15 protein-coding genes are annotated in these 15799 nt (G+C 60.1%); 7 read left to right on the forward strand and 8 right to left on the reverse strand.

The features are described 5' to 3' along the window. Positions 1-3425 (forward strand): PAS domain-containing hybrid sensor histidine kinase/response regulator (locus VJV58_RS01340; RefSeq protein ID WP_324135510.1); only part of this gene is annotated, 3425 nt, incomplete at its 5' end. 69 nt (positions 3426-3494) lie between these two features. On the opposite strand, the gene VJV58_RS01345 is transcribed toward VJV58_RS01340, so the two are convergent. Further along, positions 3495-4172 (reverse strand): response regulator transcription factor, encoded by a 678-nt coding sequence (locus VJV58_RS01345; RefSeq protein ID WP_324135511.1) that lies wholly within the window; start codon positions 4170-4172, stop codon positions 3495-3497. Between the two features lie 319 nt (positions 4173-4491). Here VJV58_RS01345 and VJV58_RS01350 point away from each other — a divergent pair, with 319 nt between their 5' ends. After that, the gene (locus tag VJV58_RS01350) at positions 4492-6123 is read left to right on the forward strand and encodes an MFS transporter (protein ID WP_324135512.1); all 1632 of its coding nucleotides are present in this window, start codon (positions 4492-4494) and stop codon (positions 6121-6123) included. A 77-nt stretch (positions 6124-6200) separates the two neighbouring features. Here the strand turns inward: VJV58_RS01350 and VJV58_RS01355 are convergent, their stop codons facing one another. The 3 genes from VJV58_RS01355 to VJV58_RS01365 all read right to left on the reverse strand — a co-directional run bounded on the left by VJV58_RS01355 (position 6201) and on the right by VJV58_RS01365 (position 7923). Then, complete coding sequence (locus VJV58_RS01355; RefSeq protein WP_324135513.1) at positions 6201-6671, reverse strand: secondary thiamine-phosphate synthase enzyme YjbQ; 471 nt, start codon at positions 6669-6671, stop codon at positions 6201-6203. Positions 6672-6734: 63 nt separating this feature from the next. Further along, on the reverse strand, positions 6735-7202 hold the full coding sequence (locus VJV58_RS01360; RefSeq protein WP_324135524.1) for a hypothetical protein: 468 nt from the start codon (positions 7200-7202) through the stop codon (positions 6735-6737). 97 nt (positions 7203-7299) lie between these two features. After that, positions 7300-7923, reverse strand: coding sequence for a 2-hydroxychromene-2-carboxylate isomerase (locus VJV58_RS01365; protein ID WP_324135514.1), 624 nt, complete (start codon positions 7921-7923; stop codon positions 7300-7302). 574 nt (positions 7924-8497) lie between these two features. Between VJV58_RS01365 and VJV58_RS01370 the strand changes: the two genes are divergently transcribed. From VJV58_RS01370 to VJV58_RS01390, 5 genes are all read left to right on the forward strand, one after another. Beyond that, positions 8498-8875: an AtpZ/AtpI family protein gene (locus VJV58_RS01370; RefSeq protein ID WP_324135515.1), complete on the forward strand. Its 378-nt coding sequence runs from the start codon at positions 8498-8500 to the stop codon at positions 8873-8875. Between the two features lie 68 nt (positions 8876-8943). Then, positions 8944-9693: a F0F1 ATP synthase subunit A gene (locus VJV58_RS01375; protein WP_324135516.1), complete on the forward strand. Its 750-nt coding sequence runs from the start codon at positions 8944-8946 to the stop codon at positions 9691-9693. A gap of 37 nt (positions 9694-9730) precedes the next feature. Next, positions 9731-9958, forward strand: coding sequence for a F0F1 ATP synthase subunit C (locus VJV58_RS01380; protein WP_009796340.1), 228 nt, complete (start codon positions 9731-9733; stop codon positions 9956-9958). A gap of 72 nt (positions 9959-10030) precedes the next feature. After that, entirely contained in the window at positions 10031-10585 is a 555-nt protein-coding gene (locus VJV58_RS01385; RefSeq protein WP_324135518.1) for a F0F1 ATP synthase subunit B', read from the forward strand. Positions 10586-10591: 6 nt separating this feature from the next. Next, positions 10592-11077, forward strand: a complete 486-nt coding sequence (locus VJV58_RS01390) for an ATP F0F1 synthase subunit B (protein WP_324135519.1) — start codon at positions 10592-10594, stop codon at positions 11075-11077. 146 nt (positions 11078-11223) lie between these two features. Here the strand turns inward: VJV58_RS01390 and VJV58_RS01395 are convergent, their stop codons facing one another. From VJV58_RS01395 to thrC, 4 genes are all read right to left on the reverse strand, one after another. Continuing rightward, entirely contained in the window at positions 11224-11841 is a 618-nt protein-coding gene (locus tag VJV58_RS01395) for a hypothetical protein (RefSeq protein WP_324135520.1), read from the reverse strand. Positions 11842-11995: 154 nt separating this feature from the next. Further along, entirely contained in the window at positions 11996-12583 is a 588-nt protein-coding gene (locus VJV58_RS01400; protein ID WP_324135521.1) for a GNAT family protein, read from the reverse strand. A 45-nt stretch (positions 12584-12628) separates the two neighbouring features. Continuing rightward, complete coding sequence (locus VJV58_RS01405) at positions 12629-13918, reverse strand: pitrilysin family protein (RefSeq protein WP_324135522.1); 1290 nt, start codon at positions 13916-13918, stop codon at positions 12629-12631. Beyond that, a complete protein-coding gene (gene thrC / locus VJV58_RS01410; RefSeq protein WP_324135523.1) occupies positions 13915-15333 on the reverse strand; it encodes a threonine synthase in 1419 nt (472 codons plus the stop codon). The genes VJV58_RS01405 and thrC overlap by 4 nt, the downstream gene beginning before the upstream one ends. Between the last annotated feature and the right edge of the window lie 466 nt (positions 15334-15799).

The following is a 15799-nucleotide window of genomic DNA, read 5'->3' on the forward strand; positions in this document are numbered from 1 at the left end:
CCCAGCGTGGCCGCGCCAGTGGCCTGATCTATCCGCTGTCGCTTGCGATTTATTGCACCTCCTGGACATTCTTCGGCTCGGTCGGATTTGCCACCCGCACCAGCGTGGATTTTCTCGCCATCTATATCGGCCCGATCCTGATGATCGGCTTTTGCACGCCGCTGCTGCGCCGCGTGATTCATCTCGCCAAATCGCAGAACATCACTTCGATCGCCGACTTCATCGCGGCGCGCTACGGCAAAAGCCAGGCCATTGCGGTGACCGTCGCCCTGATCGTCATCATCGGTTCGGTTCCCTACATCGCATTGCAACTCAAGGCGCTGTCCTCATCGCTTGAAACGATCCTGAGCGAAGATCAGGCGTTTTCCAGGATCCCGATCATTGGCGATATCGCGCTGGTCGTGACACTCGCCATGGCGGCGTTTGCAGTGCTGTTCGGAACCCGGCAAACCGACGCCACGGAGCACCAGCATGGCCTGATGCTGGCGGTCGCGACGGAGTCCATTATCAAGCTGGTGGCTTTTACCGCAGCGGGCGCGTTCGTGACGTTCTGGATGTTCAGCCCGGTCGAACTGGTCGAACGCGCGATGAAGACTCCGGAAGCGGTCCGCGCGATCAACTACGTTCCCTCGATCGGCAACTTTCTGACAATGGTGCTGCTGTCTTTCTGCGCCGTCGTGCTGCTGCCGCGCCAATTCCACGTCAGCGTGGTCGAGAATTCCAGCAACGCCGAAGTAAGCCGCGCACGCTGGCTGTTTCCGCTCTATCTCGTTGCTATCAATCTGTTCGTGATTCCGATCGCACTCGCGGGACTGATTACTTTTCCCTTTGGCGCAATCGATAGCGACATGTACGTGCTTGCATTGCCAATAGAAGGCAATGCTCCCCTGCTCAGTGTCGGCGTTTTCATTGGGGGGTTGTCGGCGGCAACGGCCATGGTGATCGTGGAGTGCGTCGCGCTTTCGATCATGGTCTCAAATGACATTGTGGTGCCACTAGTACTGCAGCGCAATCCGCGGTCACCGATGCGCCAAAAGGACTTTGGCCATTTCCTCCTCCGTGTCAGGCGTTTTGCGATATTCGGCATCATGGCGATGGCATATCTTTACTACCGCGCGCTAGGCAATACCCAACTGGCGGCGATCGGGCTGTTGTCTTTTGCTGCCATTGCACAACTGGCGCCGGCGTTTTTTGGCGGGCTGTTCTGGCGCAGGGCCACCGCCAGAGGGGCGATCGGCGGAATGCTGATCGGCATCGCCGTCTGGACCTATACGTTATTCCTTCCAAGTTTCCTGGAGGGCAATACCGCCGGGCTGCTGATGCTGCAGCATGGTCCCTTCGGCATCGAGGTGTTGCGCCCTCAAGCCCTGTTCGGAGCCGACATCGCGCCGCTATTGCATGGCGTGCTCTGGTCGCTTTCACTCAATATCCTGGCCTATGTGGTGCTGTCGCTGGCACGCCAGCCATCCTCGATCGAACGATTGCAGGCGGACCACTTCGTCCCCAATCAGTTGGCGCCGATGGCGCCGACCTTCAGGCGCTGGCGCACCACCGTCACAGTTCAGGACATTCAAAGCACGGTCGCGCAGTACCTCGGGCCCGAACGCGCCCGGCATTCGTTTGAAGCGTTCGCGCTTATCCACAATGCCAATCTCGAGCCGTCGGCCCCGGCAGATTTCGAGTTGCTGCAGCACGCGGAGCATTTGATCGCCTCCTCGATTGGAGCGGCCTCGTCCCGACTTGTGATGTCATTGCTGTTGCGCAAGCGCACCGTCTCGGCGAAGGCGGCGCTGAAACTGCTGGATGACTCCCACGCCGCGCTTCATTTCAATCGCGAGTTATTGCAGACCGCCTTGAATCACGTTCGGCAGGGCATCGCCGTGTTTGACACTGATCTGCAACTGATCTGCTCGAACCGGCAGTTCGCAGAGATCCTCGGTCTGCCTTTGCACCTCATTCAGATTGGAATTCCGCTCAGGGAAATCCTCGAATTCATGGGCACGAACGGACAATCCGGCGTCGACGAAAGCAACAGCGACTCGATGCTGGAGATGCGGCTCGCTGCCTACACTACCGAAGGCGAGCCGTACCTCGAACGTCTTCCCGATCGCCACACGGTGATCGAGGTACGATCGAACCGAATGCCGGGAGGCGGACTGGTGATCACCTTCTCGGACGTGACCCCCTCGTTCGAGGCCGCCGAAGCGCTGGAGCGCGCCAACGCCACTTTGGAAAAGCGCGTACGCGATCGCACTGAGGAACTGACGCGACTGAACTCGGAACTGGCGCGCGCCAAGAGCGCCGCCGAGGACGCCAACATCTCCAAGACGCGTTTCCTGGCCGCGGCAAGCCATGACATCCTGCAGCCGCTGAATGCAGCGCGGCTTTATGTCACGAGCCTCGTCGAGCGCCAGAGCGGCGGCGAGGATTCGCGGCTGGTTGAAAACATCGATGAGTCGCTGGAAGCGATCGAGGAAATCCTGGGCGCTCTCCTGGATATTTCGCGGCTGGACGCAGGAGCTATGACCACGGCGATCACGAGCTTCAAGATGAGCGACCTGATGCGCTCGCTGGAAATTGAATTTGCGCCGATCGCCCGCGCGAAGGGCCTGAAACTGCGCTTCGTGCCCTGCTCGCTGCCGGTCGAATCCGATCGACTGCTGCTGCGGCGGCTGTTGCAGAACCTGATCTCGAACGCGATCAAATACACTCCGCGCGGTCGCGTGCTGGTGGGTTGCCGCCGACACGGCCAGTCGCTGCAGATTCGGGTGTATGACACCGGCGTCGGCATTCCCGTCGTCAAACGCGGCGAAATCTTCAAGGAGTTCCACCGGCTTGAGCAGGGTGCACGAATTGCGCGCGGCCTCGGACTTGGGCTTTCGATCGTCGAACGCCTCGCGCGCGTCCTCAATCACGGCATCGCACTGGACTCCAACCGTCTTGGCGGCTCGGTTTTTTCAGTGACGGTGCCGACGGCGAAAGCGATCAACTATACCGCTGCGGTCACCACGGCTACTCCGCTTTCGAAAACGCCGATGAGCGGCTCATTGATCGTTTGCATCGAAAACGATCCGGCAATTCTGGATGGCATGAAGACGCTGCTGACGGCGTGGGATGCGGAAGTCATCGCGGTCGCCGATCCCGATGCCGCCATCGAGGCGATCGCAGCCAGTGGCCAAGTGGTTACCGGTCTGCTGGTCGACTACCATCTCGATCGCGGCAATGGCGTCGCCGCGATCAGGGAAATCCGCCGTCGCTTCGGTGAGAACATTCCCGCGATCCTGATCACGGCGGATCGCAGCCCCCACGTCCGTGCAACGGCGCGGGAAGAGAACATCGCAGTACTCAACAAACCGGTAAAGCCGGCCTCGTTGAGAGCATTGCTGGGCCAATGGCGCGCACAGCAGATGGTGGCGGCGGAATAGGCGCGCAGGGCTTCTGCCGTCATGTTTGTCGAGGTTATTGGCGGAATTCAATTCGCGTTTACCCGACGATCAGGACGCGGATGGCGTACCTTGCCGGAACTGACCACCGGCGATTTTCGCTGCAGCGATGACGGCTTGAGTACGACTCTCGACGCCAAGCTTTTGCAGGATCGCCGATACGTGCGCCTTGATCGTCGCTTCAGAGACGCCAAGCTCGTAGGCGATCTGCTTGTTGAGCAAACCTTCCGAGAGCATCATGAGCACCCGCACCTGCTGCGGGGTCAGTGTGACCAGGCGGTCGCGCAGCCGCGCCATCTCCGGATCGGCGGCGGAGGTCAGATCGGTGTCCGGAGGTATCCAGACGTCGCCTTCCATCACCTTGACGATCGCGTCCCGCAGCGTCTCCACGCCGAAGCGCTTGGGGATGAACCCGGAGGCGCCGAAGTCAAGCGAGCGGCGGATAGTGCCGACATCATCGCTGGCCGAGACGATCACCACCGGGACGGCCGGATATTGGGCGCGGAGATAAATCAGACCGGAGAAGCCGGAAATCCCGGGCATGGTCAGATCGAGCAGGATCAGGTCCACATCCGAATCCTGCTCAAGGAGTGAAGCGAGTTGCTCGAACGATCCTGCTTCATCGATCTTCGCCGAAGTCAGGACGCTCGCCACGGCTTGGCGCAAAGCATCGCGAAACAACGGATGATCATCGGCAATGACGAGATGAGTGCTGGCCGGCGCGGTCATTTATCTCTTGCAGGGAACTTGGGGTAAACCCGCTTTCACTGTGTCGGGCTCACGAGCATTTACTCGATTGTCCTCTCATGGGCGATTGCATGCAAGCGCGCAATGCCAAGGCGGCACACAGGTCAATCCAGCGCGGATTGTGCGCCGCAACAGACGCGAACATTCGCAAGGGCATTATCCCCCAACAAAGTTCTTGAAAGCCAAAAGTCTTATTTGGGCAGGCTTCACGGCGATGTTACCGTGATCTCAGCCCCATGAACCATCTGGTCGGTTCGGTGCATGGGAAACGCTCAGCATCAGACATCTCTGGGAGTGAACAATGGCAATGGCAGTGACAGCGGGCGATGTCCGCACCGGGGGGATGACCGCGGAAGAACGAAAAGTCATTTTCGCTTCCTCGCTCGGCACGGTTTTTGAGTGGTACGACTTCTACATTTACGGAACGCTTGGAGCATTCCTTGCAAAATACTTTTTCTCCAACGTGCCGCCGAATGTTGGCTTCATTTTCGCCCTCCTTGCATTCGCCGCGGGCTTTGCGGTTCGGCCATTCGGCGCACTGATTTTCGGCCGTCTCGGCGATCTCGTCGGGCGCAAATACACCTTCCTGATCACGATGACCCTGATGGGCATCGGTACCTTCTTCATTGGTCTGTTGCCGGGTTATGCGAGCTGGGGGATCGCCGCGCCCGTTGTGCTGATCGCACTCAGACTGGTCCAGGGCCTTGCACTCGGTGGCGAATATGGCGGAGCCGCGATTTACGTCGCCGAGCACGCGCCGGCAAACAAGCGCGGCTATTACACGTCGTGGATTCAGACCACCGCGACCTTGGGCCTGTTCATGGCGTTGCTTCTCATTTTGGCCATCCGCAATTGGATGGGTGAAGAGGCCTTTGGCGATTGGGGCTGGCGTATTCCGTTCCTGCTCTCAGGCATCCTGCTCGCCGTCTCGATCTGGATTCGACTGAGCCTCAACGAGTCGCCCATTTTCGCCAAGATGAAGGAAGAGGGCACAACGTCGAAGCGGCCACTCAGCGAAGCCTTCGGGCAGTGGTCCAACGCCAGGATCGCGATCCTTGCCTTGCTCGGCGCGACTGCGGGCGAAGCCGTGGTGTGGTACGGCGGGCAGTTCTACGCGCTGTTCTTCCTTACGCAGACCATCAAAGTGCCGGCGGTGACGGCGCAGATCATGATCGTGGTGGCGCTTGCGCTCGGCACGCCGGGCTTCATCTTGTTCGGTTGGCTCTCGGATCGTATCGGCCGCAAACCGATCATCCTGGCTGGTTTTCTGCTCGCGGCGGTGACGTATTTCCCGATCTTCCAGGGAATTACCCACTTTGCCAACCCGAAGCTTGAAGCTGCGCTGGCGAAGTCGCCAGTCACAGTGATTGCGGACCCGGGCGAATGCTCCTTCCAATTCAAGGCAACCGGAACCGAGAAGTACACCACCGGTTGCGACGTGGCCAAATCGGCGTTGGTCAACCTTTCGGTGAATTATACCAATCAAGAGGCGCCAAAGGGAACGCCGGCGCAGGTGAAAATCGGTGAGCAGACCTTGACCTCGAATTCGCCGGACTTCGCCAAGGCCTTGCCGGCGGCGATCAAGTCTCATGGGTACCCGGCTTCGGCCGATCCTGCCGAGATCAATACCGTGATGACCACCTTGCTGCTCTGGGTGCTCGTCATCTACGTGACGCTCGTATATGCGCCGATCGCGGCGTGGCTGGTTGAATTGTTCCCGAGCCGGATCCGTTACAGCGGATTGTCATTGCCCTACCATATCGGCAACGGCTGGTTCGGCGGCTTCCTGCCCGCGACGGTGTTTGCGATCGTTGCCGCCACCGGAAACATCTACTCCGGTCTGTGGTATCCGATCGGCGTCGCGCTCATGAGCCTGATCATCGGTTTCCTGTTCTTGCCCGAGACCAAGGACGTGGACATCCGACGATCCTGAGGCGCAGTGCGCGCCCGTCGCCGGCGCGCATAACTATCGTCAAAACCGGCCGCGGACTTCCGCGGCCGGTTTTCATTTCAGCTTACCCCGATGAACTGCAGCACGATCTCCCGGCGGTGCGGCCGCCGCCGATGCTCGATGAGATAGATCGCCTGCCACGTTCCCAACGCCAGTTCACCCTCCAGGACCGGAATTTGCAGCGCGGTTGTCGTCAACATGGTTTTTACATGCGCGGGCATGTCGTCGGGACCCTCCGTGTCATGTCGCCATCCGGCATTTTCGGGCGCGAACCGATTGAGCGCCGTCGTGAGATCGTCGAGCACGGTTGGATCGGCATTCTCCTGGATCGTTAGCGACGCCGAGGTATGGCGAATGAAGAGCGTCACCATGCCCTCGCGTCCACCTGCGTCGTTCACAAACTTCGCGATTTCGTCAGTAAGATTCGTGAAGCCTGCGCCGGAGGTCTGAACCGTCATCAGCGACGTCGCGATCCTATCGGCGCGGACGGTCGACACCGCGCTACGGGAGATCGAATTCAGTGAGTTCATCTGTATTCTCGATATGCCCCCGCTTGGCGGGATCAAACCGGCATAACTCGCCCAACCACCTATTCAAATCTTTCCGGCGATGTCCTTTTGCATTCGGTTGGCCACATCGACCAGTCGTCGCCACGCCTGTTCAAGGAATGACATCACCCGATCCATGTCGCGATCGCTCGGCAACGGAATTTCAATTTTGCGCTCGCTCTCGACTTTAGGCTCGGGCTTTAGCGAGTCGGTTTTCGGCAGCGGCTCATCGATCTTGCCCGTGACAGTCGGCTCGCGCGCGGTGAGCAGCTCGGCTTTGAGCTTTTCGTTTTCGGCCTGCAAGCGGCCGATCTCCGCGTCCAATGCGGCGCGTTCATCCGGCACGGCATAGCAAGCCCAGCCGGTGCCGCTATTGCTGCAGGTCGATACGTCTCCCGTTCTAGTGTCGAGTCTTATGACACCGTCGGAAAGAGGCGACAGCGCGAAGCGGCCGTTCTCGCCGTCCGACTTTACCTCGGCGTTCGCTGCGCCGTTTCCGCAAACACAGAGCATCAGCGCCGCTGTAACGGCCATGCCGCGTAAGCTGAAGCGCAAGGTCGCTGCTATCATGGGGTACTCCGCACATCAAAGCCGTAGACTTCAGTCCATCCTACACCCGCGAACGGTAGGCCGCGCGCCCCGACTTCAATGTGTCCGCCAGCAATTCAATTCGATCCTGTCCCCAGAATACCTCGCCATCCAGCACAAAGGCAGGCGAGCCAAATACATCGGCCGCAAGCGCATCCTGACGGTTTTGCTCGTAAGCCGCGCCGATCTCGTCGGAACCCGAGCGCTCGAGCAACTGCTTGCCCGGAAGTCCGGATTCGTCGGCCAGTCTGATCAACGTCGCGGGATCGGCGAGATTGAGTTGGTCTTCCCAGATCCCTGCAAAGCCGCGCCGCATAAACGGCTCGGGATCGAGACCGGCTTCAATCGCCGCGATTACGATGCCATCGGCCAGGCGCGCGTTCAACGGCCAGTTCGCCGGCTGAAGATGGAATTTCAGGCCGCGCTTGTCGCGCCAGCGCTGCAGTTCGACCATTCGGTATCGCTGGCGTACCGGATGACGCTTCGGCAGTGGCAGTCCACCTGTTTCTGAAAACAACTCCACCAGCACCACCGGCTTGTAGTTCACTTTCAGATCGTAAGTTTTTGCGACTTCCCGGAATACATTGTGGCCGATGTAGGCCCAGGGCGATTGAAACGAAAAATAGTAATCGACTTGACGCGACATGCGGATTCCCCTGAGCGAACGATTGCGCCATCCCAACAGACCCGCCGAGGCGATGCAAGATCGAGCGCGAACGGGCGACCTCTGGAAATATCGCGAGGATTCCGCTGCCGCGACGCAAGACCATGAACGGCAGGTAATCCACGAAAGTTCACGGCAGCGCCTCTCCACGTTTCCATGAAACGCCCTTTCGATAAAGGCCGACCCTAAATCGCGAAAACAAGCCGCGATGGCCACCGTCAACAATGCCAGAAAGTAAACACCGCAATTCGTCAGCGACCCGACCTGATTGAGAGGAGCGTATCCGTGGTCGCCTGGCGAATAGGCGCACCATCAAGGGACTGTCAGTCATCAGGGCCGTGGCCAGCATTCCGGCGGACTGGTGAGCTGCTGCACTGCGGCGATGCCGGCGCGCCCCGCCGGGGCGCCAGCAAAAATAACTCCACAAGATCAAGTCCTTAAATGGTTATGACACAATCTTGACTTGCTTGAATGTGGTCAGTATGGTCCGCGCGGCTTTAGAGGGTGACGCGCGTTAATTTTCGTTTGCGCAAGCTTCGTTTCGGGTCTGCACAGCATGGCTGACGACACGAATGACGGCGAAGATGGAAATCGCGGCACACCGTCCCCCGATGAAGCCGCGCTTTCCGCAAGGCTCGGAAGTCTGGATCGCCGATTGTCCAAAATTCGGGACAGCCGAAACATCAGGACTGACCAACCCGGAACTGAAAGCGGGGACGGAGCTGCCAGAGCCTCGGCGATGGCGCGCGGTCTCCGGCTTTCATCGGAGTTGATCGCCGGCGTTGTCGTCGGAGCGGTGATTGGCTGGGGTCTCGACCGTTTGCTGTCGACATCGCCATGGGGACTTATCGTGTTCTTCCTGCTCGGCTTCGCGGCCGGTGTGGTCAACGTGATGAGATCGGCAGGCGTGGCTCCGGACAGAACTGTCCGTTAGTCCGGAAGCCAGAACGATTGAATGCAGAGCGCCGGCGTGGCCGGCGGTAGCTTAGAGATGCCGCGCGGATGATCGATCCGATCCACCAGTTCAACATCCAGAACATCTTCACGATTGGCCACATCGGCAATCAGGAGATCGCCTTCACCAATTCATCGGCCTACATGTTCGGCTCGGTGGCGCTGATTTCGCTGCTGATGATCGGCGGCTCCGCAAAACGCCAACTGGTACCCGGCCGCATTCAATCGGTTGCGGAGCTTTGTTACGAATTCGTCGCCAATACCATCAGGTCGACAGCCGGCACAGAAGGAATGAAATTCTTTCCGCTGGTGTTCTCGATATTCATGCTGCTGACCGTTTCCAACATCGTCGGCATCATCCCTTACGCCTTTACGATTTCGAGCCACATCATCGTAACGGCCGCGCTGGCGCTGCTGGTGTTCTTCACCGTGCTGATCTACGGGTTCTATAAGAACGGGCTTAGATTCTTCAAGCTGTTCGTGCCCTCGGGCATTCCGCTGGCGATTCTGCCGCTGGTGGTAGCGATCGAGATCATTTCGTTCCTCTCGCGTCCGATTTCGCACAGCGTGCGTCTGTTCGCCAACATGCTGGCCGGTCACATCACGCTGAAAGTGTTCGCAAGCTTCGTCACGATGCTGGGAGCAATGGGCGTTGCCGGCTGGGCCGGCGCCGTGTTGCCGCTCGCGCTGACTGTGGCGCTAACCGCACTCGAACTGCTGGTCGCGTTCCTGCAGGCCTACGTCTTTACGATCCTCACCTGCATCTACATCAACGATGCTATCCATCCGGGCCACTGATCCGGCCTCTACCAAACCTCGAGAAGGAGTTCGTTTCATGGATCCGATTGCCGCGAAGTACATTGGCGCTGGTATTGCCTGCATTGGCATGGGTGGCGCCGGCGCAGGCGTGGGCATCATTTTCGGCAACTATCTCGCCGCCGCGGTGCGCAATCCGTCGGCCGCCCAAGGCCAGTTCGGCAACTTGATTTTCGGCTTTGCGGTGACCGAAGCGCTCGGCATCTTCTCGTTGCTGATCGCGCTGCTGCTATTGTTCGCGCTGTAACACTTGGTTTTAGCTGCTCGTGTTCCGCCCTTACGCAGGCCGGGATACGAGCTAGCCGAACAGGAGAAAACAGTGGCTGAAAGTCACGGCGAGGCAAAGGGCACCACCGCCCACACCGAAGCCGACGCCCATGGACACTCATTTCCGCCGTTCCAAAAGGACACCTTTGCTTCGCAGCTGGTGTCACTGCTGGTAGCGTTCGTGGCGCTGTATATGATCGTCAAGCGAATTGCGCTGCCACGCGTCGGCAGCCTGCTGGACGCGCGTCAGAGCGCAATCGAATCCGACCTGGCCGAGGCTCAGAAGCTGAAGGAAGCCTCCGGGGCCGCATTGAAGGCCTATGAAAGCGAACTGGCCGCCGCGCGCGCCCGCGCCCAGGCCATCGGCAACGAGACCCGCGAAAAATTGAATGCAGCATCGGAAGCGGAGCGAAAGCGGCTGGAAGAACGTTTGTCGCTGAAGCTTGCGGAAGCCGAAAAGACCATTGCCTCGACTCGCCAGAAGGCGATGAGCAACGTCCGCGGCATTGCCGCTGAGGCCGCAAGCGCGATCGTGCAAAGACTCGCCGGAGTGGTTCCCGAGGGCAAGTCGGTGGACAGCGCGGTCGACGCCTCGTTGAAGGGATAATTATCAATGTTCGCCGAACCGGAATTCTGGGTCGCTGTTGCCTTCTTCATCATGTTGGGCGTGTTTGCCTATTTTGGTCTTCACAAAACCGTGCTGACCACGCTCGACCATCGCAGCAGTCGCATCAAATCCGAACTCGATGACGCCCGTCGTCTCAAGGAAGAGGCCGCCAAATTGCTGGCGGAATACCAGTCGCGCGGTGCCAGCGCCGAGCGCGAGGCGCAGGACATCATCGCCAACGCCAAGGCTGAAGCCGAGCGCATCGCGGCCGAAGCCAAGACCAAAATGGAAGACTTTGTCGCCCGACGGACGAAAACCGCCGAAGGCAAGATCGCGATGGCCGAAGCCCAGGCCGTGGCCGACGTCCGCGCTGCCGCGGCAGATGCAGCGGTCGCCGCCGCTTCGACCATACTGTCGCAATCGGTAAAGGGTGACGTTGCCAACGACCTGCTGTCAAAGGGCATCGCGGAAGTTCGCCAGAAGCTGAACTGAAACAACAGCTCCCCGAGACGGCAGCTGCCGAAAAGGTGGGCTGGCAGCGTGAGGCGCGTCGGGCTTTTGTTGGACGACGCGCGGCGGCCTTTTATCGATCGCCATCATCTGCCGGTGAACCGCAGCTACTCGTCCGCAATTCGCGCCTACTTTTTATTCTTCGTGGCCTTTGCGGGCTTTGGCGACGGCTTAAGCGCCTGCGGATCGAAGCCGATATAGAAGATATAGGAATCACCGGTTGCTCCCGGTGGCACTGGATACACCAGGTCTTCGGCTACCAGCGTGAATGGCTCACTGCCGTCTTCCGACATCGATACGTTGGTTTGATAAGCTTTGGTCGCGATGGTCTTTTCTTGAACGCCGCCCTGCACGACAGCGACTCGCAAGGGAATATCGACGCTTGAAGGCGCGCCGGCGGGTCCGGCGATGACGCGGCCCTGAATGCCGATGCGCGCGGTGATCTGGTCGCCGGTTATCGTGCACTGCCGTGCGGTGCGCGTGATCGTCGCCTGAAACCGGACGTCGTTGCCGACCGGCTGCTTGCCCGGCACGGCCACGGCGTAGGTTGAAGCTCCGGCGCGAATGCTGACCGGCGGACAGGTCAGATCGTTCTCCGGCTGCGGTGAAGCGACGGCTGGCGCGCTTTCGGCGGGTTCGTCCGACTTTCCACCGAAAAGACTCTTGAAGCGATCGGTGAGCGATTGCGATGACGCGGGCGAGACAAAGGTTCCGCCACTTACCGCGAGGGCGAGGACGGTCAACATCGCGATCCCATGGCGCCGGCGACCCCTCTTCATTCGGCGTACATCATCCATTGCAACGTCCCTGATATTTAAGCGTTTAAATTAGCCCTGCCCCGAATTGGCTTATAACAGCGCAATGATGGTCACCCGATATTCACTCCAACCATAAACATGATCAGCCGCGAAAATCCTCATGCAACAGGCCGAACAGCAGGTGATCCTGCCAGACGCCGTTGATGCAGAGATAGCGCCGCGCCAGTCCTTCGCGCGAGAAGCCGCACTTTTCCAGCACCCGAATTGACGGCACGTTGGACGGAATGCAAGCAGCCTCGATGCGATGAAGATTGAGTTCGCCGAATAACGAGGGCAGCAGCACGCGGAGCGCCGAAGTCATGTAACCGCGATGCGCGTACGGTTGCCCCACCCAGTATCCGATCGTGCCGGCCTGCACGATACCGCGACGGACATTGGCCAGAGTGATGCCGCCGATCATCGCTCCGTCGGTTTCGCGAAATACCATGAACGGATAGGAGCGATCGGCGGCGATGTCTTCGGCATAACGGCGCAGCCGTCGTCGAAATCCCGATCGGGTCAGATCGTCCGAGGGCCAGATCGGCTCCCACGGCGTAAGATAGTCGCGGCTGGACTCGCGCAGTTGCGCCCATTGCAGAAAGTCGAACATCTGCGGCGCGCGCAGCAGCAGGCCGTGGCCGCGCGGAGCGAGCGCAGCCGGTCCGCTGGATGGCAGCCGAAACAGGGCCATGTCCGATACTCCCGCTCCCAGAACCCGACCGGGGGCTAACCAGCTTCAATGAAGCAATGTCTTCGCCTTCGACCGGGTCAATCCTTCCGCAAAAGACACTGCCGTGTCCAGACCTCTTCCGCTGCCCAGCGCCACCACCGCGGGTCGGCTGCGCGACAATAATGCGCGAGCGGCGTTCCGGGTGGATTCCATGCTGACGGCATCGATTCTGGCCACCAGCTCCTCGACAGTCAGCGGACGCCCATAAGCCAGAACGTGGCGCGCGAGCTGCTCGGCGCGCGAACTGCAACTCTCCAGGGCCATCAAAAGCCCCGCCTTCATCTGCGCCTTGGCGCGCGCAACCTCGGCCTCGGTCAATGTTTCCACCGCGTCGTTGATCACGTCCACGATCACTTCCATCATCTCGGGCGCGTCGCCCGGATCGGTTCCGGTGTAGAGTCCAAAAAATCCGGTATCGGAAAAAGGCGCATGGAAGGTATAGATCGAGTAGCACAGCCCACGCTTCTCGCGCACCTCCTGAAACAACCGAGAGGACATCCCGCCGCCGAGCGTGTTGGTGAATACCTGCAACGAGAACAGCGACACGTCCGTCTGCGGCACACCCTCCAACGCCAGCGTCAGATGCGCCTGCTCGAGCTCGCGATGTACCACCCGCGAGCCGCCCTTGCCGAACATCGCAGCTTGCGGCTTGGGCGCAGGCGCGTCATCAAAGCTTGCGAACCGCTCCGTCACTTCCTCGACGATTCGCTTGTGATCGACTGCGCCGGCTGCGGAAACGACCATGTCCGGGCCGCGATAATGCGTCGAGAGATAGCCGCGCAGCGTATCGCGGTTAAATCCTTTGAGGGTCTTGGCTGTCCCGAGCAGCGAACGCCCGATAGGCTGATCCGGATAGCACAGCTCGTTGAGATGCTCGAAGACCACGTCGTCTGGCGTGTCCTGCGCGGCGCCGATTTCCTGCACGATGACGCTCTTTTCGCGCTCCAACTCGTCAGGGACGAAGGAGGGATTAGTCAAAATGTCGGACAGAACGTCGAGCGCAAGCGGCACGTCTGCCTTCATCACCCGCGCGTAATAAGCGGTGGTTTCGGTCGAGGTGCCAGCATTCAGATCACCGCCGACGGCCTCGATCTCCTCCACGATTTCCCGCGAGCTGCGTCGGGTGGTGCCCTTGAACGCCATGTGTTCGAGCAGATGCGAAATGCCATGCTCGTTCGGCTTTTCGTCGCGACCGCCAACGCCGGCCCAAACGCCGAGCGCCGCGGTTTCCAGGTGCGGCATGGTGTCGGTGATCACCGTCAGGCCCGAGGGAAGCTTGGTGACATCGACGCTCATCCAACAACTCCTTGCTTCGCGGCGCGGCTGACCGACAGCACGAACCGCTCGACCTCGACCTGATCGTTTTTCATGACCTTGATGTGTTCGGGCTTTGTCATCAAACCCTCCAGCCAAGCCGGCAGCTCCGGACGGACTCCGCAAGCGGCTTTCACCGCATCGGGAAACTTCGCGGGGTGCGCGGTCGACAACACGATGTTGGGAATCCTGGAATCCGAAGTGTCGCGATCGGCTACCGCCAGCGCTACCGCGGTATGCGGATCGACGAGGTCGCCGGCCTCTCGCCAGGCAGCGCGGATCGCCGCGCTCGTTTCGGTTTCATCAGCACGCCCCGCATCGAATTCTTCTCGGATGTTCGCAAGCACGGCATCAGGCAGCACGAAACGGCCGGATTGTTTCAGTGAAGCCATCAGCCGGCGGACTTCGGTCGCATCGCGCCGGCTTGCCTCGAACAGGAGACGCTCAAAATTCGACGACACCTGGATGTCCATCGAAGGCGATGCTGTGGCGTGAACCTCGCGAACTTCATAAATGCCGGTCTTCAGCGTCCTTGGCAGGATGTCGTTTATGTTTGCGGCGATCCGCAGCCAGCGCACCGGCAAGCCCATCCGCTTGGCCACGTACCCGGCGAAGATGTCGCCGAAGTTCCCGGTCGGCACCGTAAAGTCGACGGTACGCGCGGGCGCGCCGAGCGCGACCGCTGAGGTGAAGTAATACACCACCTGCGCCACGATCCGTGCCCAATTGATGGAATTGACACCCGACAGCGACACCGCATCGCGAAAACTGTGATGATTGAACAACGCCTTCACGATGGCCTGGCAATCGTCGAAGTGACCGTCGATGGCGAGAGCGTGAACGTTGGCATGCCCGGACGTTGTCATCATGCGCCGCTGCACCTCCGAGATGCGGCCGTGCGGAAACAATACGACGAGGTCCACATTCTCCAGCCCGGCGAACGCGTCCACGGCCGCGCCGCCGGTATCGCCTGAGGTCGCAACCACGATAGTTGTGCGCTGGGCGCGCTTGGCCAGTACGTGATCCATCAGCCGGGAGATCAACTGCATGGCCACGTCCTTGAATGCGAGCGTCGGGCCATGAAACAGTTCCAGCCGGAATTGATGCGGGCCAATCTGGACGAGAGGAACCACCGCCGGATGACGGAACGTAGCGTAGGCCTCGTTGGCCATGCGGCCGAGATCGGCGTCAGAAATTTCACCGGCGAGGAATGGACGGATCACGTCCACGGCCACTTCCCAATACGGTCGGCCGAAGAAGGATGCGATGCTCTCCCGCGAAAGCTGCGGCCAGCTTTCCGGCAGGTAAAGGCCGCCATCGCGGGCAAGCCCCGTCAGCATCACGTCGCAGAAACCTAGGGCCGGGGCCTCACCCCGGGTCGAAATATATCGGGTCAAACCGCCCTCCAAAGGCTCGGGCTTACTCTCAAGCCTTTGATATCTCTAGATGATCGAGTTCACGCCGCGTGAAGTCGGCGGGCACCATAAAACGTTTTCGAACATTGGGAAATGGCGCACTGAAGCCGCGGAGCCACGCGTTTCGGGCCTTTCTCACCTATACGTCGTTCTGCGGACATGCAGGGATCGAGGTGGGCGGGCATTTCTGCCCCGCTGCTGGTTGTCCCTGTTCGTAGAGTTGGCGCGCACCGCGTTTCCCCGTTCAAGCGAGCGAAGGTTGCTCTTTCTTATCCCTCCCACCGTTTCTGCCCCGCAAGCGGGGCGAGGGTTGCTCTTTCTTATCCCTCCCCACTTTTTGTGGGGAGGTCGGGCATATCGTGAGCGGAGCGAACGATGTGCCGGGTGGGGGCTGCTTCCGCGAGCTAGGTATTCGCGCAGCGCCATCCGCTGCGAACCCCACCCGGCG

The sequence above is a fragment of the Bradyrhizobium sp. genome (assembly GCF_035273305.1).
Classification (GTDB): domain Bacteria; phylum Pseudomonadota; class Alphaproteobacteria; order Rhizobiales; family Xanthobacteraceae; genus Bradyrhizobium.